Genomic DNA, 22955 nt, shown 5'->3' on the forward strand with positions numbered 1-22955 from the left:
CGGCGGTTTCCTAGCCTGCGATGTACGCTTTGATTTCCTCTGCCTCGCGTTCGACCTCGGCGATGCGCGTCTTGACCACGTCACCGATCGAGATGATGCCGCCAAGTTTGCCGTTGGCTTCGACAGGCACATGGCGGAAGCGACGGCTGGTCATCAGCTCCATGAGTTCGTTGACCGTCGTCGCCTCGTTGCAGCGATAGACCTTCGAGGTCATGACCGAGGCAACCGATTGATCGAGGCATGCTGCGCCCGCCTTGGCGATGGCATGAACGACGTCGCGCTCCGTAAATATTCCCGAAATCTTGTTCTCCATCCCGACGATGACGATGGCGCCGATCTTCTTCTTGCTGAGAATCACGGCCGCTTCCGAAACGGTTGTGTTCGGGCCGGCAGTGACGACGTCCCTGCCCTTTCCATCGAGTATGGCTTTGACTGTGTTGGACATTTTAACCTCCTATGTCGAAAGCGAAATACTTCAGCTGATCACAGGCATCCGCGGCGGTCTCTCCTCCCAACGCGGATCAGGTCGAATGGTGCACTTCAATCATCCGGATTGCAACATATCCGATTCCTCGGGCAATCCCGGCATCTCCGGCGGGCGTTTGTCGAAAAGATCAAAGAGGAAGAAGCCGAAAACGAAGCCGCCTATGTGGGCATCCCAGGCGATCGGTTGGGAACTATCGCCCAGAAGCGGGACGCCAACTGCAATCAGGATATTGCCGACGAACCAGAACAGCATGAACATCACGACGGTCCGGCTGCGAAACGCCTGCGGAATCGAAAGCCGCGGATTGAGGTGGGCTGGTCTCTGCACGCGCCGTTCCGGCGGGAATGCAAAGCGGCATGCTGCCCCCATCAATCCGGAAATAACCCCCGAGGCTCCGATCAGGACGGTCGGGTCGCCCCAGTTCAATCCGGCATGAAGTGCCGCGGAGGCGATTGCCGACAACACCCAGAACAGAAGATAGCGGAAGGTACCGATCCTGCGGGCAACCGGTGTCCCGAAGGCCATCAGCCAGAGGCCGTTGAACAGGATATGTTCGATGCTGCCATGAAGCAGCGAATAGGTGATCGGCGTCCAGAACAGCTGCGGCCCCTGCTCGGAAAGCGACGTTGCATAGCGCAGCGGAATGAAGCCGAAATTGAAAAACAGCCAATCGACGAGGTTATCCGAAAGCACGAGGGCCTGCACCGCATAGACGACCGCCACCAACCCAAGCGATGCCAGCACGACGCCGGGAAGATTGAAAACGGGCGTTCTCGGAGGCTTCGCCTGTGGACCCATGGCCGTTTCCGGGGCGAGCGAATCGTCCATCTCAATCCTCATTTGACAAGGTGACAGGCTTACAGGACGAAGGATCAAAAAAAAAGCCGCTCGGCATAGAGCCGAACGGCGCGCCGAGCGCCCCCGAGAATGACCCCGTGCCCGAGCAATCTGTGCTGAACTTCCCGATCAGGAAGCGATGAGGAGATAGTCGCACGGTGGCCGCGCCCGCTCAACCGAAACCATTCTTTAACCTTAACGCCTCTCGTCTGGCACGAAATACGCATGGAGTACTCAAAGGCGACCGGGACGGGCGCAGCTTGAACCAGAATGAAACAGATCGGCATCACTATGCGCCTCGCGGCCACCATCGACATCTTCGGCTATTGGAACAGGATTCGCGGAGCTGAGATCGCGCCATTGCGAACTCAGATAGAGCCGAACGCGGTACGCCATATCCTGGCCAGTCTCTTCATGCTCGAGATCAACAAATCCGGCCGCGTCACGTTTCGCCTCGCGGGCACCCGCATCTGTGATCTCTTCGGCCGCGATCTTGGCGGCTCCAGCCTGTCGGAACTGTGGGCGCACGGCAACGAGGACATCGAGCGGACCGCCATGGGCGTCATGGAGCACGCGATCCCAACCCTGCTCAACGTGACCGGCTACAGCACCGCCGGTCATCGCACCGGCTTCGAGATCATTCTCCTGCCGCTGCGTTCCAACGAGGGACACTGTAACAAGGTACTCGGCTGCATTGCTCCGGAAACCGCCGCAAGCTGGCTTGAAGTGGTGCCGCTGCAATTCCTGGCGCTCGACCGCAGCCGTCTTGTCTATGAACAATTGGCAACGCCGCACGAGGGAACGCAGGATCCGAAGGCGGCGGACATTGCAGTGGCCGCACGGGCGCCGTCGATTACCGAAACCCTGTATCTGGCGATGTCCAACCAGCGCACCGAGCCGGCCAAGGCCGATGGACCGTTCCGGCACTCGTAGTAAGACGTAAAAACGTCATCGGTACAACCTTCTGTTAAGGGATTGCGGGTAAAGATCGACGGCAAGACATTTATAAAGAAGCCGTATAATGCACGCATTCCAGCAAGCTCAGACGCAACGGACTGCGCCTCGCCTTGAACAAGGTGCATTCCAGCGTGTGCCCATCAATATGCAGGGCAGGCTGATGCTGGCGAATTACGAGGAATACGAGTGCATCGTCATCGACATGTCGCCCGGCGACATGTACGTGACCTGCCAGGGCCGTCCTCGCGCCAACGAGCGTGTTGTCGCCTACATCGATCATCTCGGACGCGTCGAAGGCTATGTTCAGGCGGTCGACGGTCGCGGCTTCACGATGTCGATCCACGCCACAGAACGAAAGCGCGAAAAACTCGCTGCGCAGCTGACCTGGCTTGCAAACAAGCACGAACTTGGCCTTCCCGAAGATCGTCGCCACGACCGGCTGATGACGCGCGAATCGCAAACCCAGATCACGCTTGAGGACGGCACGCGCTACAACTGCCGCATCATGGACTTGTCGCTCTCCGGTGCCGCCGTCGATGTCGAGGTGCGTCCGCCGATCGGCACGGCACTGCGGCTTGGAAACATGCGCGGACGCGTCGTGCGTCATTTCTCGGAAGGCGTGGCGATCGAGTTCCTCTCCCTTCAATCCCGCGAGACACTGCGCGAATTTCTTTGATTGCCGTCATCCGGTTGTCACGCTGCTGATGCATGGGGGGCGCCGCAAAGAGGTGGCGCATGTCGGTTCTCTACCCGGAAATTGATCCCTACGCGTACGGCTTCCTCGATGTTGGCGGCGGGCAGCAACTCTACTGGGAAGCATACGGCAATCCAGGAGGACGCCCGGCGCTTTATCTTCACGGCGGGCCGGGATCAGGTTGCACGCCATCGGCAGCGCGCTACTTCGACCCCTCCGTCTATCGCATCATCCTCTTCGACCAACGCAACTGCGGCCGAAGCCTGCCCAATGCGGCAGACATGGACACCGACCTCGCCGAGAACACGACCTGGCATCTCGTCGACGATATCGAAAATCTCCGTCGTCACCTGCATGTGAAAGACTGGGTGCTGTTCGGAACTTCCTGGGGATCGACGCTCGCCCTCGCCTATGCGCAGACCCATCCTGCGCGTGCAGCGGCTATCGTGCTTGCCGGCGTCACCATGACCCGACGCTCCGAGATCGACTGGCTGACGCGCGGAATGGCGGCGCTATTTCCCGAGCAATGGAGCCGGCTGATTGCGGAGCTACCCGAGGATCTGCGGCAGATCGGCGTCGTCGAAGGCTACCGGCTACTGGTCAATGCGCCAGATATGGAGACCCGGGTGAAGGCGGCGCGGGACTGGCATGACTGGGAGGCGGCCTCCATTCTCCTTGCCAATCCCGCCGGGTTTCCTCGCCGCTGGCGGGACCCACGATACCTTCTCACCCGTACGCGGATCGTTACCCACTACTTCGCGCAGCACGGCTGGCTTGAAGAGGGCGTTCTGTTGCGCAACGCCGACAGGATGAAAGCGATCCCAGGAACGCTGGTGCAGGGGCGGCTCGACCTTGAGGCACCGCTGACGACTGCGTGGGAACTGTCGAAAGCCTGGCCAGGGAGCGAGCTGGTGATCGTCGAAAACGCCGCGCACTCGCCCGACACCGAGGGCATGGCGCGTGCGATCATCGACGCGACCGGCCATTTTTCCGAAATTTCTTCAAAATAATTTTCGACGCGGACGACCGAAATCGGGCGGATTTCGCCCTCTTTTCCAGCCGTCTGCACCGTTCCGGCGCGCGCCCAGCGCACAAATCTCCCAGACCCCATGGTGAAGGGAAGATTAACGGACAGCGCATTGGCCCCGGGGGCGTTAATCTTTTGCCCCGAAATGGATCGATTGGGGCACCGAATGGTGTTTGGAAACGCTAAAACTTGAATCAAATTTAGCGCGAATGCGTCTCGAATTTTAGGCGAATTCGACTTTGTTTTTAGTCGAATTCGGTGTGCTTTTGAATAAACTAAGCCCTTAATTTAACTACGCAATTTTGCGTCAGGTAAAAATCCCTGTGTCAAGGTCTCCTCACGAACGGGGAGACAACAAAATGACAATAGCGACATTCATCAAGGGCGGCTTCGCAGCCGGCGTGATGCTGATCGTGATGGCGGGCGCGGGACAGGCGACCTACCTGAACATGACCGTAGCTGGCAATTCGAGTTCGCCAATCGGCGCCTACCAATTCTGCAAGGAAAGTCCGGCCGATTGCAGCAACGCTGCCGGCGACCAGGGTGCCCTCCTCCTGACCGAGGAACGCTGGAAGACCATCCTCAAGATCAACTATCAGGTCAATTCATCCATCACGCCGATGACGGACAAGGAGATCTACGGCGTCGAAGAACGCTGGGCCTACCCGCGCACCGTCGGCGATTGCGAAGACTACGCATTGCTCAAGCGCAAGATGCTGATCGACGGCGGCTTCTCGCCTTCCGATCTGCTGATGACGGTCGTGCTGCAGCCGAACGGTGAAGGTCATGCCGTCTTGACCGTCCGTACGGACCGTGGCGACTTCATCCTCGACAACATGCGCAACAAGGTGATGCTCTGGGCCGATACCGAATACACCTTCCTCAAGCGTCAGTCGGCGGATGATCCGACGCGCTGGGTCAAGCTGCAGGATGGCCGCGCGGTTGCGGTCGGCAGCGTCAAGTAACGATAAGGCTGCCGGATAGAACCGGCAGCAACCAATGTTCCGGTCCGTCCCCCGCATATCGTCCCGACCGGCACAAGAGCCGCTCCTGCTGTCCCAGGAGCGGCTCATTGTTTATGTGTCCCGGCCTTATCTGCACTCTCGCGCTTCTTAACCGTTAATTAACTACGCCGGCCGGATCATGGCGCAACACTCATCGACACCGGCGGCTCTTGTTTCTTCCTGCGGCGGTCAGTTATCCGAGGGCCGCCATGGACCATCTTGCGCACGGTGCCGAGAGCATCGCGGAAACACCGCTTCTGTCGACGGGATTTCTTGTCCGAGCGATGGCGATTGTCGCCTTGCTCGCAGCGCTCACGGTCGGGATAAGCATCGGCGGTCGGTGGTTCGGGGCGAGTGTCTCCCTCGCCGGCAACACCGATAGTACGGCGTCTGTCGCGCTGACGATCGGTCGCGATACGCTGCAACTGCCGGAGAACACGCTGCGCTTTCCGAGCCAGAGGCATGGCGGAACCTCGGAGCGCGCCGATCTCTACCTCACATGGCCGCAGATGCAGGGTTACAGCAAGGACAGCCGGCAGCGTTTCGACGATGTTGCCCAGTCGTCCGATCTCATCTTTCTCCAAATCACCCAAAGCACGATGTCCCGCGACATGTCGGGCCGCATGGAACCGATCTATTCGCACCTCGTAGAGGGCGATCCGGTGCCGTTCGCGAACGGCATGACGTTGCATCGGCTTCGCCCCGATGCAGGCTACGCCGATGAGGTGCTGTTGACCGCGCAAAGATCGGGTGCACCGGACTACGTCGTTCGCTGTGTGCTCCCTTCCGCGCCCGAAATGGCGACCAGCGGCGATTGCCAACGCGATATCAAAGTGGGGCGCGATTTAAGTGTGCTTTACCGCTTCTCGAGTCGGCATTTGCCCGACTGGGACCATATTGATGCCGCTATTCGCCATTTTGTGGAAGCGCGCCTCATGACCCGTTCCGCGACAAGCCCGTAGATTGCTCCGGAATGACGAAAGAAACGATTAATCATAAACGGATTGGTAACCCCGGGGCGCTAATTTCAAAGGGTTCGGTCGTGCGGGAGGGCGCACGGTCCCGCGAATATGTGAACTGCAAGCGAAGAGTGAAATAGTGTCAAGGTCAGCCTCCCCCGCATCTCCATCCCGTTCCAGCAACTTCCTGATCAAAGCGATCGTGGCGCTGTCCATGGCAGTCGGAATCGTGGCGGTCGACTCGGCGAGCGCCGATGCCGAGGCCGCGAATTCAAAATATGCCGGAATCGTCGTTGACGCGAATACCGGCAACGTCCTCTACAGTGAAAACGCCGACCGCTTGCAGTATCCGGCGTCGCTGACCAAGATGATGACCTTGTATCTGACCTTCGAAGCGCTGGAGCAGCGCCGCATCCGGCTCGATACTGCCGTTCCCTTTTCTGCTCATGCGTCCGGCCAGGCTCCGACGAAGCTTGGTGTCCGCCCGGGCGGCACGATCTCCGTCGAGCAGGCCATTCTCGGCCTCGTGACACTGTCTGCCAACGATGCCTCGACGGCGCTCGGCGAATTGCTCGGCGGCAGCGAAGACCGCTTCGCGCAGATCATGACTGCCAAGGCGCATGCACTCGGCATGACGCGCACGACCTACCGTAACGCCAACGGTCTGCCGAACACGGCACAGATGACCACGGCGCGCGACCAGGCTCGCCTCGGAATCGCGCTGCGCCAGCATTTCCCGCAGTACTATGGCTACTTTTCCACGCAGAGCTTCAAGTTCGGCAATCGCATCATCCGCAGCCACAACCGCCTGGTCGGTTCCGTGCGTGGCGTCGATGGTATCAAGACCGGCTATACGCGCGCTGCAGGCTTCAACCTTGTCAGTTCTGTCCAGGTCGACGGCAAATCCATCGTTGGTGTCGTTCTCGGCGGTGCTTCCACCCCAGCGCGCGACAATCAGATGCGCAACCTGATTGCCTCCTATCTGCCGAAGGCGTCGAACCGTGGCGGTTCGTCCGACCTCATTGCACAGGCTCCGAAGATTTCGGCACAGCCGGTGGTTCCAGTCACGGCTGCCAAGAGCGAAGTGGCCTCGACAGCGGCGAACGTCGACCTGCCGCACGGCGGCCCGACACCTGATACACGGGCCGATCGCGCCTCCACGCAGGTCGCAGCCTACGCCGCAACATCCGCCTCGAAATCCGAAAATCCGCTTCTGCAGCAGGACATGCCCGCGCCGACCAAGGTCAGGACGCAGCCTGTCAAGCAGGCTTCCGTGACGGCCGCAACCCCTGCTCCCACCTACGTTCCGCCGGAACAGGGTGACACCTCGGTCGACACGCTGACGACGGCGTCAACGAAGTTGCCACAGCCGAGCGGCTGGGTCGTTCAGATCGGCGTTTCGTCAAGCAAGGAAGGCGCCATGGATCTGCTCGATGGCGCCAAGACGAAGGGCGGCAAGGCGCTGCGTTCGGCCAAGCCTTTCGCTGTCGCCTATGCCGGAAGCTACCGCGCCCGGTTTGGCGGCTTCGATGAGCAGCGCGACGCTGTGAACGCCTGCAACGCGCTGAAGCGCGCCGGCGTGAAGTGCTGGGCCTCGGCTCAGTGATGACAGGGACTGTCGCCTCCGCCTTCATGGCGACAGTCCGGAATACGGCCGTGATCGGTGTTCGCGATCCGGCCGGAGTTCTTAGACTCGGTTTGTTTTGCGTACGGGGATAACAATGGCGATCAACGAGAACGTTCCGCAATTTCCACCTCAAGGCCAGCAAACGGGGAAGAATCCCCGCTCGGTCCTGCATCCGCTTCACGAAGCGGCGCTCCGGCTTGCTGAAATCGGCCTCCAGCGGCAGAAGCCGAAGACGGCAAAGACCAAGGATCTGATCAATCTGCTGCTTTGCCACGGCGCGCGTGCATGGCGCTATTCGCAGCCCGAAGCGACCATCCACCTGCACGTCACCTGCCCCGGCGGCCGAGCGCCGGTGAGCCTTCGGCTTCGCTGATCCGGCGTCTAGAGAAGACCTAACTCCGAAAGCTCGCGGCGCAGATCCGCGGGCATTTCAGCAATACCCTCGCCGAGGGTATGCAGATCACGCGGCACATCTTCTTCGGGATAGTAGCGCCATCCCTGGAACGCGCGCTTCGGCTGCACCGAGGTTTCGATAACCTCCGGGCCGAGCACCAGGTTGCAGCGGCCGATCCCCTCACCGTCCGTGAACGTCTTGATATCGAGCAGTTTCTGGCGTGCCTGGACCTGTCCCTTGATGACCCAGTAAAGCGAGCCGCCGTTCAACAGGTCATCGACGCGTTTCGGTGCCATTCTCGTGGTGTGGACGGAATGCGGCTCCAGGCCGGCGGCGATGGCGCGCAGCGAGCGTTCCGCGACCCATTCACGCAGATCGTCGATCGAGTCGGCGCCCACGCACAATTTTATCAGATGCAATGCCATGCAGCCGTTGAAATCCTTTTGCCCGGCAGCGTCAAGCGGCTAGCGCATGGCAGGCGCAGATGTGCAGCGATTTTCGGAAGGCGCTGTGCACGCGCGCCCCAACGGCAGAGAGGACCGTCTGCCGTCGCGGTTCAACATTCGACCACATTGACGGCGAGACCGCCGGTCGAGGTTTCCTTGTACTTCTCACTCATATCGTGGCCGGTCTGGCGCATGGTCTCGATGCAGGCGTCGAGCGGGACGAAGTGCGTGCCGTCACCCTTGATCGCCAACGAGGCCGCCGTGACGGCCTTCACGGCACCGAGCGCGTTTCGCTCGATGCAGGGAACCTGCACGAGCCCCGCGACCGGATCGCAACTCATGCCGAGGTGATGTTCGAGCGCGATCTCCGCTGCGTTCTCGATCTGCTCGGGCGTGCCACCCATGACGGCGGCAAGTCCGGCAGCCGCCATCGCGGCAGCGGACCCTACCTCGCCCTGACAGCCGACCTCAGCGCCCGAGATGGAGGCATTGTGCTTGATGATGCCGCCGATGGCAGCCGCCGTCAGCAGGTAGTCGCGGATGCCGTTCTGATCCCAATCGTCATGGAAATGCTCGTAATAGCGGATGGTGGCGGGTATGACGCCGGCGGCACCGTTCGTCGGCGCGGTCACGACGCGTCCGCCGGCAGCATTCTCTTCGTTGACCGCCATGGCATAGACGCTCAGCCAGTCGTTGGCGAGCAGCGGATTGATGCGGTTGCTGCGCCACTCCTCCTGGAGCTTGTCGTGGATGGCGCGGGCGCGCCTGCGAACATTGAGGCCCCCCGGCATGATGCCGTCGACCTTCAGTCCGCGCTCGATGCAGGAGCGCATGGCTTCCCATATGCGGTCGAGGCCCGCGTCGAGTTCCTCGCGGCTCCTCTGGCTCTCTTCGTTGGTGCGCTTCATCTGGGCGATGGAAAGCCCCGAGCGCGCTGCCATGTCGAGCATCTGCCTGGCGGTGGAGAACGGATAGGGCACCCTTGCGGCATCCGTCGGCGCCTTCTTCTTTGCGCGCATCGCCTCCAGCTCCGTATCGGTGACGACGAAACCACCACCGACCGAATAGTAGACCCGCCGCAGCAGCATGCGGCCATCCTTGTCGTAAGAGGAGAAGGACATGCCGTTCGCGTGGCCCGGCAGCGGCTGCTTCTTGTCGAAGACAAGATCGTTCTTGGGCTGGAACTGATAGCTCGGATGGTTTGGCGGGGAGATGCGCCCGGATCGCTCGACACGATCGATGATGCCATCCATCTTGTCGGGATCCACGCTATCCGGCTGTTCGCCCATCAAACCCAGGACAACGGCCCTCCCCGTCCCGTGGCCGATGCCGGTATGCGCCAGCGAGCCGTGCAGACTGACCTTGATGGCGGCGACCTGCGCGCCCGACGACGGACGCGGCCATTCGTCCGACAGAATCAGATCGAGAAAGCGGTTGGCCGCCGTCATGGGACCCATCGTATGCGAGCTGGAAGGACCCACGCCGATCTTGAATACGTCGAAAACGGAAAGGAACATGAGTGCGTCCTGTTGAAAATTGGCTAACGAAAGCTACGCCAGAGCCGCCCGCGACCCGTTCGATGCACCGACATAGCATTTCACGCGTGCGACATCATCAAAATGAAACGTCGGAAGTTCCCGGTTATTGCGGCTGCCGTTCGCATCTGTAGAGTGGCGCCGTTCGAAGGGGAACTGAATCAATATAATGATGACGACAGCAGATTACATCGCACTTGTCTTTTTTGCGGTCCTTTGGTTCGGCTACTCACGGCTCCTGCGCGGTGCCAGCCTCTTCGGCAGGACAAGTCTTACCCATGCGATGGGAGAGCGGCGGCGCGAGTGGATTTACAATTCGCTGCGCCGCGATCTGAAGATGATCGACACGCAGATCATGGCGGGCCTGCAGAACGGCACGGCGTTTTTCGCCTCGACCTCGATTTTCGCGATCGGCAGCTGTTTTGCCCTGTTAGGCGCGACGGAAAAAGTGGATGCCGTCTTCGCCGACCTGCCGTTCGTCTTCCATAGCGGGCATGCGGTGTTCGAGATGAAGGTCGGTGGGTTGGCTGCGTTGTTCGGCTACGCCTTCTTCAAGTTCGGCTGGTCCTATCGGCTGTTCAACTACTGCACCATTCTCTTCGGCTCCATTCCCATGGTACGTGACACCGAGCGCGATCTCATCGCCGCCGAACGCGCCGCCGAACGTGTCATCCGGATGAACATCATCGCCGGGGGGCACTTCAACGAGGGCCTGCGTGCGATCTTCCTGTCGATCGGCTATCTCGGCTGGTTCATCAATCCCTATGTCTTCATGCTGACAACCGCGATCGTCATCGTCGTGCTCACGCGCCGGCAGTTCTTCTCCGAAGCAAGGCTGGCGATCCTGGATACCGGGCCGCCATCAAATCTCCACCTTTATCCTATTCCCCGCGGTGGCCCTTCAGACGAGGGCAACGACTCATCCGGGGGATTGTAAATGACTGTTCCGGCGACGGAAACGGCAGCGGGCGCCAGGCCGCCTCGCATCGGCTTGCTGGATACGGCGCGTGGTGCGGCGCTGATCGCGATGGCGACCTATCACTTTACCTGGGACATGGAGTTCATGGGCTATCTCGCCCCGGGAACGGCGGAATCGGGGTGGCTGAAGATCTACGCGCGCGCCATTGCCGCGACATTCCTGTTCATCGTCGGCGTCAGCCTCGTGCTCGCCAATACGCCAGAGATTCGCTGGCGGCCGTTCTGGAGGCGATTCGCAATGATCGTTGCAGCGGCGGCGGCGATCTCCGTCGCCACATGGTTCTTCATGCCCGGCGAATGGATCTTTTTCGGCATCCTCCATTGCATTGCCGTCGTCAGTCTCCTCGGTGTTCTACTGCTGCGCCTTCCTTCGCCGGTGACAACGGCGGTAACGGCATTATCGGCAATTGCCTGGGTCGTCGACACCTGGGTCGCGCCGGGCGTCCTGCGTTCGGCGGTCTTCGACCCGCGCCATTTGGCGTGGATCGGATTTGCCGAGATGCCGCAACGCTCGAACGACTACGTTCCCGTGTTCCCTTGGGCGGTGCCGTTCCTGCTTGGCCTGACGTCGGCCATGATTGCTGTGAAAACAGAGCTCCCGGCGAGGCTTGCGCGCCTGGGGACGGGTTCGACGCTTCTCGCCAAGGCAGGGCGCCACAGCCTCGCGTTCTACCTCATCCACCAGCCCGTGCTTATCTCGATCGCCTATGGACTGACGATCATCGCTCCGCCGGCCCAGCCCGATCCGGTCGAGACTTACCTCAGGCAGTGCAACGTCTCCTGTATGCAGCAGGAAGGGGAAGCGCTGTGCCGCAGCTTCTGTCAGTGCACGCTTGAAAAGCTGCAGGCACAAAATCTCTTCACGCCATTCCAAGCCGGTGCCGTGAAAGCAGACGATGGCCGCATCGTGGCACTTGCAAACGAGTGCAGCGCCGGCGGACCGTAAATCAGGTGCCAACGCCGATTTCGGCGAGACGGCCGAGACAGGCTTCCTCGATGTTGTTGAGTTCGGCCAGCGTGTCATCGATATCCTTGCGCTTCTGCCGCAATTCGTCACGCTTTTCATCGACGCGCGACATCAGCAGCTTGAGCTGGCCAAGTTCGCCCGGGGGCTCCTTGTAGACCTGTATGATCTCGCGGATTTCGGCGATGGTGAAACCGATGCGCCGGCCGCGCAATATTTCCTGAATAAGACGACGGTCGGCGGGTCGGAACAGGCGCGTGCGCCCCCGACGTTCCGGGTGGATCAATCCCTCGTCTTCATAGAATCTGAGCGTACGGGTCGATACGCCGAACTCGCGCGTCAACTCCGTTATGCTATAGTATTTGCTAACCGGCATGGGTCCCCCAACAGTGAGGAAACCATAATATTGACTTTTACGTAATAGTCAATTTGCGCACATCGATCTAAGCCGGCTAAATTCCGAACCACCATGTGGCGATGCCGAGGAATGCGAAAAAACCGGTACAGTCCGTGACCGTGGTGACGAATACCGACGAGGCAATAGCCGGATCGGCGCCGAGCTTGTCCAGAAGCAGCGGCAGAAGAATTCCGGCAAGAGCGGCAGCGAACAGGTTGATGATCATTGCAGCACCGATGACGAAGCCAAGCTGGTAGTCGTGAAACCATGTCGCCGCGATCGCCCCCATGATCACCGAGAACATCGCGCCATTGGCAATGCCGACGCCTGCCTCTCTGCGGATGATTCGGCCGGCGTTGTAGATATCGATGTCGCCGGTCGCAAGCGCGCGTACCGTAACCGTCATCGTCTGGGTGCCGGCGTTGCCACCCATCGAGGCGACGATCGGCATCAATACCGCGAGCGCGATCATTTTTTCGATCGATTCGTCGAAGAGGCCGATGACGCTCGCCGAAAGCAAAGCCGTTCCAAGATTGATCAGCAACCAGAGAAAGCGCGAGCGCACCGTCGAGATGACGTTGTCGGACAGCTCTTCGTCGCCGACACCGCCGAGGCGTTTGATATCCTCGTCTGCCTCTTCATGAATGACGTCCACGACATCGTCGATGGTCAGCACGCCCACGAGCCTGTCGTTCTCATCGACGACCGCGGCCGACAGAAGGTCGTACTGCTCGAAGAGTTGGGCCGCTTCTTCCTGGTCCATCTCCGCGGGAATCGGATGATTGGTCTCCCGCATGATGGTTTCAATCTTCGACTGCCGCTTGGTACGCAGGATCTTGTCGAGGTCGACGGCGCCGAGCAGCTTGAATGTCGGGTCGATCACGAAAATCTGCGAGAAGGAATAAGGCAGGTTCTCTTCGTCGCGCATGTAGTCGATCGTCTGACCAACAGTCCAGAACGGCGGAACGGCGACGAATTCCGTCTGCATGCGGCGTCCGGCCGAGCTCTCGGGATAGTCGAGCGCGCGGCGCAGGCGCACGCGTTCGGTAAACGGCAGCTGCGCCAGGATCTCTTCGCGATCCTCCTTGTCGAGATCCTCGAGGATGTAGACGGCGTCGTCCGAATCGAGTTCGCCGATCGCCGCCGCAATCTGGTCGTTCGGCATCTGGTCGACGATTTCGCGGCGAATCGCCTCGTCGACCTCGGTGAGCGCCGTCATGTCGAACTGGTCGCCAAGCAGGCGCACGAGCGCCAGGCGCTGGTCCGGCTGGATCGATTCGAGCAGGTCGCCTATTTCGGATTCATGCAGGCGCGCAACGTGCTGGCGCAGGAAAATGGTATCGCGATCGGCGATGGCGGCACCGACCAGCGCCAGGAAATCGCCTCGGACGTGTCCGTTCTCATCGTAGATGTCGGCTTCGCTGTCCTCCGGACGCGTGCGGACGAGCTCTTCTGCTTCGTTCGTCATCCTTTGCCGCCCTCGCATCTGATTCGAAGTTCGACATCTTCGAAACGCCGGAATTGTCTCGTGCTAGCGGAAAGCCGCTATCGCGTCCAGCCGCAAACGATGTGCCGGGATGACAATCTGCCTGTCTGTCGATAGTTTCCGCGCATCTTGAATCAGGAGCATCTTTCGTGCCCGTCCGCCCCATTCTGCGCTATCCCCATGCCGGCCTGAAAGTGGTCTGCGAGCCCGTAGTCGCCTTCGACGAAAACCTGCGGGCGCTTGCCGCCGATCTGCTGGATACGATGCGCGCCGCCCCCGGCGTCGGCATCACGGCCGCTCATGTCGGTGTGTTCCAACGTGTGACGGTGATCGAGCTCAGCCGCGACGACGGCGTGCGTTACTACATGAACCCGCAGATCATTTCCCTGTCGCAAGAGACGCTCCGCCACACCGAAGGCAGCGTTTCCATGCCGGGAATGACCGATGACGTGACGCGAGCGAAGGCGATCCGGTTTCGCTACCGCGACCTCGACGGCCTGCCGCACGAGGAAGAGGCCGATGGCTTTCTCGCCGTCTGCATCCAGCACGAGATCGACCAGCTCGACGGAATTTTCTGGATGCAGCGCCTCTCGAAGCTGAAACGCGACAGGCTGATCAAGAAGTGGGAAAAAACAGGCGCCTGAACCGCCGCTCTCACATCTCGACCGGTGCGGGTTCGGGCAATCTGGGGCGCTCGGGCCTCGGTATGCGCGACACAAGCTCCTCAGGCGTCACGAGGCCGCCTGAAATCAGAAGCTTGGCGGCATCTTCCGGCGACATGTCGAGAAAGACGATCTTCTCGCGCGGCACGAAGATCAGAAATCCAGCCGTGGGAACCGGGGTTGGCGGCAGGAAGACACTGACCATGTCGTGGCCCATCGCATTGAATTTCGATGCGATCTCACCCTTCGCGTCGGTTGCGACAAAAACAAGAGACCACAGACCGGCGCTTGGATATTCAATGAGGCCGACCTTCTTGAAGGAATTGCTGCGTTCCTTCAGCACGGTCTCGAAGATCTGCTTCACGCTCTTGTAGATGACGCGGACCAGCGGCACGCGGCGCACCAGGGATTCGCTGAACTGAACGATGGATTGACCGATCAGGTTCTTGCCGAGGAAGCCGATGAGCGTGATCATGATCAGCGCGATCAGCAGACCGGAGCCGGGCACGGCGAAATTCAGATAGTTGTCCGGGTCGTAGCGGGCCGGCAGGTAAGGCTTGACCCAGCTGTCCGCCCAACGAACCACCGACCAGGTGAGCCACAGTGTGATCGCAATCGGGGCGCAAATGATCACGCCGGCCAGAAAGTTGTTTCTGATCCGTGCGGCGACCGACAATCGGGGCATTTTTTCGGTCATCGTTTGCTGATGAACTCCGTTGAGCATACCGGCAATCGGAAATCAGTGCCCCCGTGATCTCCACGGCGAAGCTGCCAGAATTTACCGTGCCGCACAAGCCTTTGCGGCTGACCTCACTCCACCGTGACCGATTTCGCGAGATTGCGCGGCTGATCGACATCCGTCCCCATGAAGACCGCCGTGTGATAGGCAAGCAGCTGAATCGGCAGCGAGAAAATCATCGGCGCGATAATCTCGTCGACGTTCGGCAAGACGATCGTCGCCATGGTCGGAAGCTTCGAAGCGGCGGCCCCGGCCTCGTCGGTGATGAAGATGATCCGGCCGCCGCGCGCCGCGACCTCCTGCATGTTGGAGACGGTCTTCTCGAAGAACCGGTCATAGGGCGCAATCACGATGACCGGCATATTCTCGTCGATCAGCGCGATGGGTCCGTGCTTCAGCTCTCCGGCGGCATAGCCCTCGGCATGGATGTAGGAGATTTCCTTGAGCTTCAGGGCGCCTTCCATGGCGAGCGGGAAGCTCGTCCCGCGACCGAGATAGAGAACGTCGCGGCATTTGGAAAGCTCGCGGGAAAGGCTTTCCATCTGAGGCTGGATGGTATTCAGCACCCGGCTCATGATGCGCGGCATTTCCGCGAGATGGCGGACGAGTTCCTTCTCCTGCTCGGCGCTGATCGTTCCCCTCGCCTTTCCGGCGCCGAGCGCCAGCGATGCGAGAACGGCGAGCTGGCAGGTGAAGGCCTTCGTCGAAGCAACGCCGATCTCCGGTCCGGCCATGATCGGGAAAATGGCATCGGCCTCACGCGCGATCGTCGATTCCTTGACGTTGACGACCGCACCGATCTTCAGCCCATGCTCCTTGCAATAGCGTAGCGATGCCAGCGTATCAGCAGTTTCACCCGACTGGGAGATGAAGAGCGCCGCCTGCGTGGGCGACAGCGGCAGTTCGCGATAGCGGAATTCCGAGGCGACATCGATCTCTACGGGCAGGCGCGCGTAGCGCTCGAACCAATATTTGCCGACGAGGCCGGCCAGATAGGCTGTGCCACAGGCGGAAATGGCAAGGCCGGTCGTCGCCTTGAAATCGATCGCTGCCGCGTTGACACTGACTGTGTTGCTCGCAAAATCCACGTAGTGGCTGAGGGCATGGGAGATGACTTCCGGCTGCTCATAGATTTCCTTCTCCATGAAATGCCGATGATTGCCCTTGTCGACGACATAGGCGGTGGTTTGGGAAATCTGCCGCGGCCGTTCGATCTCCTTGCCGGCATAGTCCAGGATCGCCGCGCCGTCCTTCGTCAGGACAGCCCAGTCACCATCGACGAGGTAGGTGATCTCGTTGGTAAAGGGCGACAGCGCGATCGCATCGGAACCCAGGAACATTTCACCCTTGCCGTAGCCGATGGCAAGGGGCGGGCCCGAGCGCGCCGCCATGATCGTGCCGGGATCGTTCTGCAGCATCACCGCAAGCGCATAGGCTCCGCTCACACGGTTGAGCATCTTCATCATCGCAGCGCGGGGTTCCTGCCCGTCTCTGAGGTATTTGGCGATCAGATGGGCGACGACCTCGGTGTCGGTCTGCGTGTGGAAGATCGCACCCTCCGCCGTCAGCTCGTCGCGCAGTTCGGAAAAGTTCTCGATGATGCCGTTATGGACGACGGCGACGCCGTCCACGAAATGCGGATGCGCGTTGGTCTCATTGGGCACGCCATGCGTCGCCCAGCGGGTGTGCGCTATTCCCGTCGTGCCTGGCAGAGGTTCGGCATCGAGACGCTTCTCGAGGTTGAACAGCTTGCCTTCGGCGCGCCGCCGCTCCAGTGCGCCGTTGTGGACGGTCGCAACGCCGGCCGAATCATAGCCGCGATACTCGAGCCGCTTCAGCGCATCGACAAGCCGCTCCGCGACCGGACTATTTCCAACGATCCCAACAATTCCGCACATACAAATCCCCAGAGCCTTCCGTTTCGGAGGCAAGTCGTAGCTATTTTCTCTTATTTCTCAATCGGCTCGGCGGTCACTTTCGATTTCCAGCCGTTACGAAAGACGGTCAACCCGCGGCCTTTTTCGCGGCCTTGATGGCGAGCGCGCGTTCACGCAGGAGGGTCGCGCGGCCGGGTTTCACGTCTTGGCGGGCGCGCCCGAGCGCCAACGCATCTGCCGGCACATCGGAGGTGATGACGCTGCCGGATCCGACATAGGCGTTATCGCCGATGCTGACGGGCGCCACCAGCGACGAGTTCGAGCCGATAAAAGCGTTCTCGCCGATCAGCGTTTCGCTCTTGTTGACGCCGTCATAGTTGCAGGTAACCGTGCCCGCTCCGATGTTTGCACCGGCGCCGATCTTCGCATCGCCGATGTAGGTCAGGTGATTGACCTTGGCGCCCTGGCCGATCTTGCCGTTCTTGACTTCGCAGAAATTGCCGACCTTCGCACCGACTGCCAGATCGGCGCCCGGCCGCAGCCGGGCGAACGGGCCGACCGCCGCGCCGGCGCTGACATGCGCGCCTTCGATATGGGAGAAGGCATGGATGACGGCGCCGCCCTCGACAACGCTGCCGGGTCCGAAGACGACATTCGGCTCGATCAGCGCGTCCTGACCGATGAGCGTGTCGTAGGAAAGGAACACTGTTTCAGGTGCAATCATGGTGACGCCCGAGATCATCAGTTCACGCCGGCGGCGTTCCTGCCACAGGCGTTCGATCGCAGCGAGTTCGGCGCGGTTGTTGCAGCCGGTCATCTCGACCTCAGGCGCATCGACCGCTGTTACGCGGCCACCGAGCGAACGGGCGATCTCGACAAGATCCGTCAGATAATATTCGCCCTTTGCATTTCCGTTGCCGATGCGGGAGAGCAGATCAAGCGCCTTACGGCCGTTGATCGCCATCAGTCCGCTGTTGCACCAGGTGACGGTGCGCTCGGCATCTGTCGCGTCTTTCTCCTCCCGGATGGCGATCAGTTCGCCGTCCTTGACGAGGAGGCGGCCGTAGCCGGTGGGTGTGTCGGTGTGGAACCCGATAACGACAATATCGCTTCCCTCCGCAAGCCCCTGGCGTGCGGCCTTCAACGGGCCGTCGGTCTGCAGCGGCACATCGCCGTAGGTCACAATGATATCGTCGTAACCGCGGGCAATCGCTTCCCTTGCCGCAAGAACCGCATGGCCGGTGCCGAGGCGTTCCTTTTGCAGGCAGGTCTCGATTGCAACACCGCCGACGCCTGCCGCCCTTGCCACCTCTTCCGCATCGCGTCCGACGACAAGCGCCACCGAGGCGATATCGGACTTTGCCACGGCATCGACGACATGTGCGATCATCGGCCGGTTCGCAACGGCGTGCAGAACCTTCGATTTCGACGATTTCATTCGCGTGCTGTCACCTGCGGCGAGAATGACGGCTAGGCAGGTACGTTCCATAGTCTGCTCCAAGAATGCGTTAAAGGCAGCGCTTTGCTGCCTCATAGCAGCAAGACAAACGACGGACAAAGGTCAAAATGGATCAGGCGGGAGTCTTGGTCATCGACGCATAGGATTCACGCACGTGGTTACGACCCTCGACGATGACCGCTTCCATGGCCTTGCGGGCACCCTGAACGTCTCCGCTCACGACCGCATTGACGATGCGCATATGCGTGTTCGCGATGTTGGAGAAGCCGTTCTGCGAGGGCGGCGTGCTGATCCGGAACATACCGACAAGAGCAGCTTCGATCAGACTTCCCAACGTATGCATGAAGGGATTGTGAGCCGCATCGGCGATCGCCAGGTGAAAGCGCAGATCGGCGAGAGCAAGACTTTCGGTCGTATGGCCGGGCTGCGCCATCTCCAGAGCGAGGCTGGTCAGATGCTCGATATCGGTCCCGGTCGCGCGCTCTGCCGCAAGGCCCGCTGCAAACGGCTCGACCGCAAGGCGGATATCGTAGAGCTGCAACAGGAACTCTTCCGTGACGCCGTTGTCGAAATGCCAGGCAATGACCTCGCTGTCGAACATGTTCCATTGGTTCTTTTCGGTCACTCGCGTGCCGACGCGGGCCTTGGCGACGATCATGCCCTTGGCAGCGAGCGTCTTCATCGTCTCGCGAAGGACGGTCCGCGACACCTTGAAACGTTGCGCGAGCTCGAGATCGCCGGGAAGAATGCTTCCTACGGGATATGTTCCTGCGACGATCGCCCGACCGAGCTCATCCACGACCTGCGCATGGCTGGTGCGCGATCTTCGCTGCATCTTCACCGTATCAAGCATTCGATTTCGCAAACAACACCCCCCGTCAGGCATACCTCTTGTTCAAACGAGACAGGAACAGAATGCCCTTCTGCATCAGGATGAATGCAAAAAGCAGCAGGCCGATCAGTATCTTCGTCCACCAACTGGAAAGCGTTCCGTCGAAGGTGATGTAGGTCTGAATAAGCCCCTGGATGAGAAGCCCTATAAAGGTTCCCGCCACAAATCCCGCTCCTCCCGTCAGCAGTGTCCCCCCAATGACCACCGCCGCAATCGCGTCAAGTTCGACACCGACCGCTGCCAAGGAATAGCCGGCGGACGTATAAAGCGAAAAAACGATTCCGGATAGACCTGCCAGAAATCCCGACAGCGCGTAAATCTGGATCGTCGTGCGTCCGACCGGGACGCCCATCAGCTGCGCCGTCTGCGCACCGCCCCCGAGTGCGTAGACGTTGGTGCCGAAACGGGTTCGGTGTGCAATGAATATGCCGGCGGCAAAAACCAGGAGCATCACAATCCCGACCAGCGTCAGGCGCCCTCCGCCCGGAAGCTTGTAGTAAAGGCCCGACAGCGTGGTGTAGTAGTCGTGGTTGATCGGGATGCTGTCGATCGACAGGACGAAGGCCATGCCGCGGGCCAGGAACATGCCTGCGAGCGTTACGATGAAGGCCGGCATCTGCAGATAGTGGATCACCGCGCCCATGGCGCCGCCGAATGCGGTGGTAATGACGAGCACAAGCGCGAAGGCCAGCAGAGGATGGATGGTGGTGTTCTGCAGCATGACTGCCAGGAACACGCCGGTGAAGGCGATAACGGAACCGATCGAAAGGTCGATGCCTCCCGAAATAATCACGAACGTCATGCCCACGGCTGCTATGCCGAGGAAGGCGTTGTCGGTGAGAAGGTTTCCAATCACGCGCGTCGACAGCATATTCGGATACTGCATCGCGCAGACTGCATAGGACAGAACGAAGATTACGATCGTCGCCAGCAGGGGCAAGTATTTCGAGTTCATTTCTGGGGTTCCCCTCTCAGGCTCGGCCGGCGTCCCAGGAAAACGGCCGCCGACTGCACCGCGGGCGACTGGATGACGAGGATGACAAGCACGATCACGGCCTTGATGATCAGGTTGAACTCGGGCGGGAACCCCGACAGCAGAATGCCTGTGTTGACCGCCTGGATGATCATCGCACCGATCAGGGAGCCGACGATGCTGAACCGTCCGCCAAGCAGGGAATTGCCGCCGACGACCACCGCCAGGATGGCGTCGAGTTCGAGCCACAGACCGGCATTGTTCGCATCCGCTCCCTTAATGTCGGCCGCAACGATGATGCCTGCGATCGCGGCGCAGAGCCCGCTCAGTATATAGACCGCCATCAGCAGCACCGGCGTCCTCACGCCGGACAGCGTGCTGGCGTGCCTGTTGATCCCGGTGGCTTCGATCAGCATTCCAAGCGCAGTCCGCCTCACCAACAGCGTGACAAGCGCTCCGACGACCAGCCAGATCACGACGGGCATCGGCATGAAGGCGAAGGATCCGCTGCCGAAGAAGATCAACCCGTCGTCGTTGAAGGTCATGATCACACCCTCGGTGATGAGCTGGGCAATGCCGCGGCCGGCAACCATCAGAACCAGTGTCGCAATGATCGGCTGGATGTTGAGGATCGCGACCAGAAAGCCATTCCACGCTCCGCAGGCGAGGCCTACGAGGATGGTCACGAGCAATGTCCAGACGAGCGAGTTGCCGGATACGATCGACGATGCCGCCACCGCGCCGCAGATCGCGATGACCGCGCCGACAGAAAGGTCGATGCCTTTCGTGGCGATCACCAGCGTCATGCCGATTGCCAACAGAGCAACCGGAGCGCCGCGGTTCAGCACATCGATTATGCTGCCATACAGCCGGCCGTTCTGAATAGTTACATTAAAGAACTGCGGGAACATGATGAAATTCAACAGAAGAATTACGGCCATAGCAATCAGCTGTGGCGCAAGGCGTATGAGCAGCGCCCTTTGCGAGGAGGTCATGCGTCCTCCGTTTTCTTCTGCACGGCGGCAATGGCCTGTACGATGCGTGTGGTGCTGACGTTGTCGCCCGTCAGTTCCGCCACATGCTCCCTATCGCGCAATACCAAGATACGTGAACTATAAGCTATAAGCTCTTCTAATTCCGACGAAATCACAATCAATGACATGCCTTTTTCACACAGTTCCTCGATCAGGCGGATGATCTCGGCGTGCGCGCCGACATCGATGCCGCGCGTGGGCTCGTCCAGGATCAGGAAATCCGGATTGGTCGCCAGCCAGCGGGCAAGGATAGCCTTCTGCTGGTTTCCTCCGGACAATAGACGGATCGGCTTTTCCCGATCCGTCGTGCGGATATCCAACGCCTTGATGTATTGGTCTGCCAGCGCGTTCTGCTCGCCGCGCGACAGGGGTCTGGCCCAACCCCTGCGGGCCTGCAGCGCCAGCGCAATGTTTTCGCGGATCGACAGGTCGCCGATGATACCGTCCGTCTTGCGGTCTTCCGGGCAGAAGCCGAAACCATTGCGGATCGCCGCCCGGGGGCTCGACAGCGAGACCGGCTTGCCATCCACCTTCGCGGTGCCGCTGTCGGCATGCTCGATACCGAACAGCAGCTCCGCCGTCTCGGTTCTCCCGGAGCCAAGCAGACCCGCGACGCCGACGACTTCGCCGACACGAACCTGAAGGTCGAATGGCTTCACCTTGCCGCGTTTGCCGTAGCCCTCGAAGCTGTATCTCACCGGTCCGGCAGCAATCGAGCGCTCCTTGACCGCGGCCTCCGCATGCGCCAGTTCATGACCCAGCATCATCGAGATCAGCGCTTGTCGCGGCAGTTCTGGCGTGTCGCGCGTGCCCACCAGCCTGCCATTTCGCAGGACGGTGATGCGGTCGCTGATTTCGTACACTTGTTCCAGGAAATGCGTAATGAAGACAATTCCTAATCCACGTTTCTTAAGGTCTCGCATGATGCGGAACAGCATGGCTACTTCCTGCGCATCGAGACTTGCCGTCGGCTCGTCGAGGATGAGCACCTTGCCGGACAAATCGACCGCGCGCGCTATGGCAACGACCTGCTGGACGGCGACCGAAAAACGGTCCAGTTGGGCGGTCACATCGATGTCTACTCCATATTCCTGGAGCAGCGAGCGGGCCTGCCTGTTCATGGCGCGAGTGTCGATCATGCCGAACCGCTTCGGCTGGCGCCCGATGAAGAGGTTTTCTGCAACGCTGAGATTGGGCAGGAGATTGACCTCCTGGTAAACCGTTCCGATGCCGAGCTTCTGGGCGGCGAGCGTATCGGCAGGATCGATCTCGGCGCCCTCCAGCATCAGGCTACCTTCGTCACGGCGATAGGCACCGGTAATGCATTTGATCAGCGTCGATTTGCCGGCCCCGTTTTCGCCGAGCAGCGCGTGCACCTCGCCCTTGCGAAGGGTGAAGTCAACCTTGTCGAGCGCAACCGCGCCGGGGAAGAATTTCGATACCCCGGATGCGGCAAGGACGTTCTCGAAATCGTGAATCATGAAGGCGCTTTTTCCTGATATTGACCCATATTGCCGCGCCGTAGCC

The 22955-nt window shown here is 60.4% G+C and carries 23 protein-coding genes; 10 read left to right on the forward strand and 13 right to left on the reverse strand.

All coding sequences use genetic code 11. The features are described 5' to 3' along the window. Window positions 1–10: 10 nt before the first annotated feature. Together ASC97_RS12970 and ASC97_RS12975 are read right to left on the reverse strand one after the other, a co-directional pair. Window positions 11–445: a CBS domain-containing protein gene (locus ASC97_RS12970; RefSeq protein ID WP_057468733.1), complete on the reverse strand. Its 435-nt coding sequence runs from the start codon at window positions 443–445 to the stop codon at window positions 11–13. 99 nt (window positions 446–544) lie between these two features. Beyond that, complete coding sequence (locus tag ASC97_RS12975; RefSeq protein WP_057468734.1) at window positions 545–1315, reverse strand: rhomboid family intramembrane serine protease; 771 nt, start codon at window positions 1313–1315, stop codon at window positions 545–547. Between the two features lie 300 nt (window positions 1316–1615). Here ASC97_RS12975 and ASC97_RS12980 point away from each other — a divergent pair, with 300 nt between their 5' ends. The 7 genes from ASC97_RS12980 (at window position 1616) to ASC97_RS13010 (ending at window position 7965) form a co-directional block, all read left to right on the forward strand. Next, window positions 1616–2257, forward strand: a complete 642-nt coding sequence (locus ASC97_RS12980) for a PAS domain-containing protein (RefSeq protein ID WP_057469351.1) — start codon at window positions 1616–1618, stop codon at window positions 2255–2257. Between the two features lie 88 nt (window positions 2258–2345). Beyond that, a complete protein-coding gene (locus ASC97_RS12985) occupies window positions 2346–2957 on the forward strand; it encodes a PilZ domain-containing protein (RefSeq protein WP_057468735.1) in 612 nt (203 codons plus the stop codon). A 59-nt stretch (window positions 2958–3016) separates the two neighbouring features. After that, window positions 3017–3985 carry a prolyl aminopeptidase gene (pip, locus tag ASC97_RS12990; protein ID WP_057468736.1) on the forward strand — a complete coding sequence of 323 codons (969 nt, stop codon included), beginning with the start codon at window positions 3017–3019 and terminating at the stop codon, window positions 3983–3985. 376 nt (window positions 3986–4361) lie between these two features. After that, window positions 4362–4967, forward strand: a complete 606-nt coding sequence (locus ASC97_RS12995; protein WP_057468737.1) for a transglutaminase-like cysteine peptidase — start codon at window positions 4362–4364, stop codon at window positions 4965–4967. 248 nt (window positions 4968–5215) lie between these two features. Further along, window positions 5216–5968 (forward strand): hypothetical protein, encoded by a 753-nt coding sequence (locus ASC97_RS13000; RefSeq protein WP_057468738.1) that lies wholly within the window; start codon window positions 5216–5218, stop codon window positions 5966–5968. 115 nt (window positions 5969–6083) lie between these two features. Next, window positions 6084–7571 (forward strand): serine hydrolase, encoded by a 1488-nt coding sequence (locus tag ASC97_RS13005; protein ID WP_200959477.1) that lies wholly within the window; start codon window positions 6084–6086, stop codon window positions 7569–7571. 115 nt (window positions 7572–7686) lie between these two features. After that, window positions 7687–7965, forward strand: a complete 279-nt coding sequence (locus ASC97_RS13010; RefSeq protein ID WP_057468739.1) for a hypothetical protein — start codon at window positions 7687–7689, stop codon at window positions 7963–7965. Between the two features lie 8 nt (window positions 7966–7973). On the opposite strand, the gene ASC97_RS13015 is transcribed toward ASC97_RS13010, so the two are convergent. Both ASC97_RS13015 and ASC97_RS13020 read right to left on the reverse strand, forming a co-directional pair. Continuing rightward, entirely contained in the window at window positions 7974–8411 is a 438-nt protein-coding gene (locus tag ASC97_RS13015) for a DUF1489 family protein (RefSeq protein ID WP_057468740.1), read from the reverse strand. A gap of 131 nt (window positions 8412–8542) precedes the next feature. Continuing rightward, a complete protein-coding gene (locus ASC97_RS13020; protein ID WP_057468741.1) occupies window positions 8543–9949 on the reverse strand; it encodes an L-serine ammonia-lyase in 1407 nt (468 codons plus the stop codon). 190 nt (window positions 9950–10139) lie between these two features. Here ASC97_RS13020 and ASC97_RS13025 point away from each other — a divergent pair, with 190 nt between their 5' ends. Together ASC97_RS13025 and ASC97_RS13030 are read left to right on the forward strand one after the other, a co-directional pair. Beyond that, entirely contained in the window at window positions 10140–10904 is a 765-nt protein-coding gene (locus ASC97_RS13025; RefSeq protein ID WP_057469353.1) for a DUF599 domain-containing protein, read from the forward strand. Continuing rightward, window positions 10905–11891 (forward strand): heparan-alpha-glucosaminide N-acetyltransferase, encoded by a 987-nt coding sequence (locus ASC97_RS13030; protein ID WP_057468742.1) that lies wholly within the window; start codon window positions 10905–10907, stop codon window positions 11889–11891. It abuts the gene before it with no gap. A gap of 1 nt (window position 11892) precedes the next feature. Here the strand turns inward: ASC97_RS13030 and ASC97_RS13035 are convergent, their stop codons facing one another. Beyond that, a complete protein-coding gene (locus ASC97_RS13035) occupies window positions 11893–12285 on the reverse strand; it encodes a MerR family transcriptional regulator (protein WP_057468743.1) in 393 nt (130 codons plus the stop codon). Window positions 12286–12361: 76 nt separating this feature from the next. Next, window positions 12362–13774 carry a magnesium transporter gene (gene mgtE / locus ASC97_RS13040; RefSeq protein WP_057468744.1) on the reverse strand — a complete coding sequence of 471 codons (1413 nt, stop codon included), beginning with the start codon at window positions 13772–13774 and terminating at the stop codon, window positions 12362–12364. Between the two features lie 167 nt (window positions 13775–13941). Here mgtE and ASC97_RS13045 point away from each other — a divergent pair, with 167 nt between their 5' ends. Further along, window positions 13942–14436 (forward strand): peptide deformylase, encoded by a 495-nt coding sequence (locus ASC97_RS13045; RefSeq protein WP_057468745.1) that lies wholly within the window; start codon window positions 13942–13944, stop codon window positions 14434–14436. A 10-nt stretch (window positions 14437–14446) separates the two neighbouring features. Here ASC97_RS13045 and ASC97_RS13050 read toward each other — a convergent pair whose 3' ends face one another. The 7 genes from ASC97_RS13050 to ytfR all read right to left on the reverse strand — a co-directional run bounded on the left by ASC97_RS13050 (window position 14447) and on the right by ytfR (window position 22909). Continuing rightward, window positions 14447–15151: a DUF502 domain-containing protein gene (locus ASC97_RS13050; protein ID WP_057469354.1), complete on the reverse strand. Its 705-nt coding sequence runs from the start codon at window positions 15149–15151 to the stop codon at window positions 14447–14449. A 113-nt stretch (window positions 15152–15264) separates the two neighbouring features. Then, the gene (glmS, locus tag ASC97_RS13055; RefSeq protein ID WP_057468746.1) at window positions 15265–17091 is read right to left on the reverse strand and encodes a glutamine--fructose-6-phosphate transaminase (isomerizing); all 1827 of its coding nucleotides are present in this window, start codon (window positions 17089–17091) and stop codon (window positions 15265–15267) included. Window positions 17092–17197: 106 nt separating this feature from the next. Then, window positions 17198–18559, reverse strand: coding sequence for a bifunctional UDP-N-acetylglucosamine diphosphorylase/glucosamine-1-phosphate N-acetyltransferase GlmU (gene glmU / locus ASC97_RS13060; protein WP_057468747.1), 1362 nt, complete (start codon window positions 18557–18559; stop codon window positions 17198–17200). A gap of 82 nt (window positions 18560–18641) precedes the next feature. Beyond that, complete coding sequence (locus ASC97_RS13065) at window positions 18642–19382, reverse strand: FadR/GntR family transcriptional regulator (protein WP_244481457.1); 741 nt, start codon at window positions 19380–19382, stop codon at window positions 18642–18644. A 25-nt stretch (window positions 19383–19407) separates the two neighbouring features. After that, the gene (gene yjfF, locus ASC97_RS13070) at window positions 19408–20376 is read right to left on the reverse strand and encodes a galactofuranose ABC transporter, permease protein YjfF (RefSeq protein WP_057468749.1); all 969 of its coding nucleotides are present in this window, start codon (window positions 20374–20376) and stop codon (window positions 19408–19410) included. Then, window positions 20373–21389: an ABC transporter permease gene (locus tag ASC97_RS13075; RefSeq protein ID WP_057468750.1), complete on the reverse strand. Its 1017-nt coding sequence runs from the start codon at window positions 21387–21389 to the stop codon at window positions 20373–20375. Before ASC97_RS13075 ends, yjfF begins: the two co-directional genes overlap by 4 nt. Then, window positions 21386–22909, reverse strand: coding sequence for a galactofuranose ABC transporter, ATP-binding protein YtfR (gene ytfR / locus ASC97_RS13080; protein WP_057468751.1), 1524 nt, complete (start codon window positions 22907–22909; stop codon window positions 21386–21388). Before ytfR ends, ASC97_RS13075 begins: the two co-directional genes overlap by 4 nt. Window positions 22910–22955 lie beyond the last annotated feature (46 nt).

This window comes from Rhizobium sp. Root1203, assembly GCF_001424945.1.
Classification (GTDB): domain Bacteria; phylum Pseudomonadota; class Alphaproteobacteria; order Rhizobiales; family Rhizobiaceae; genus Rhizobium.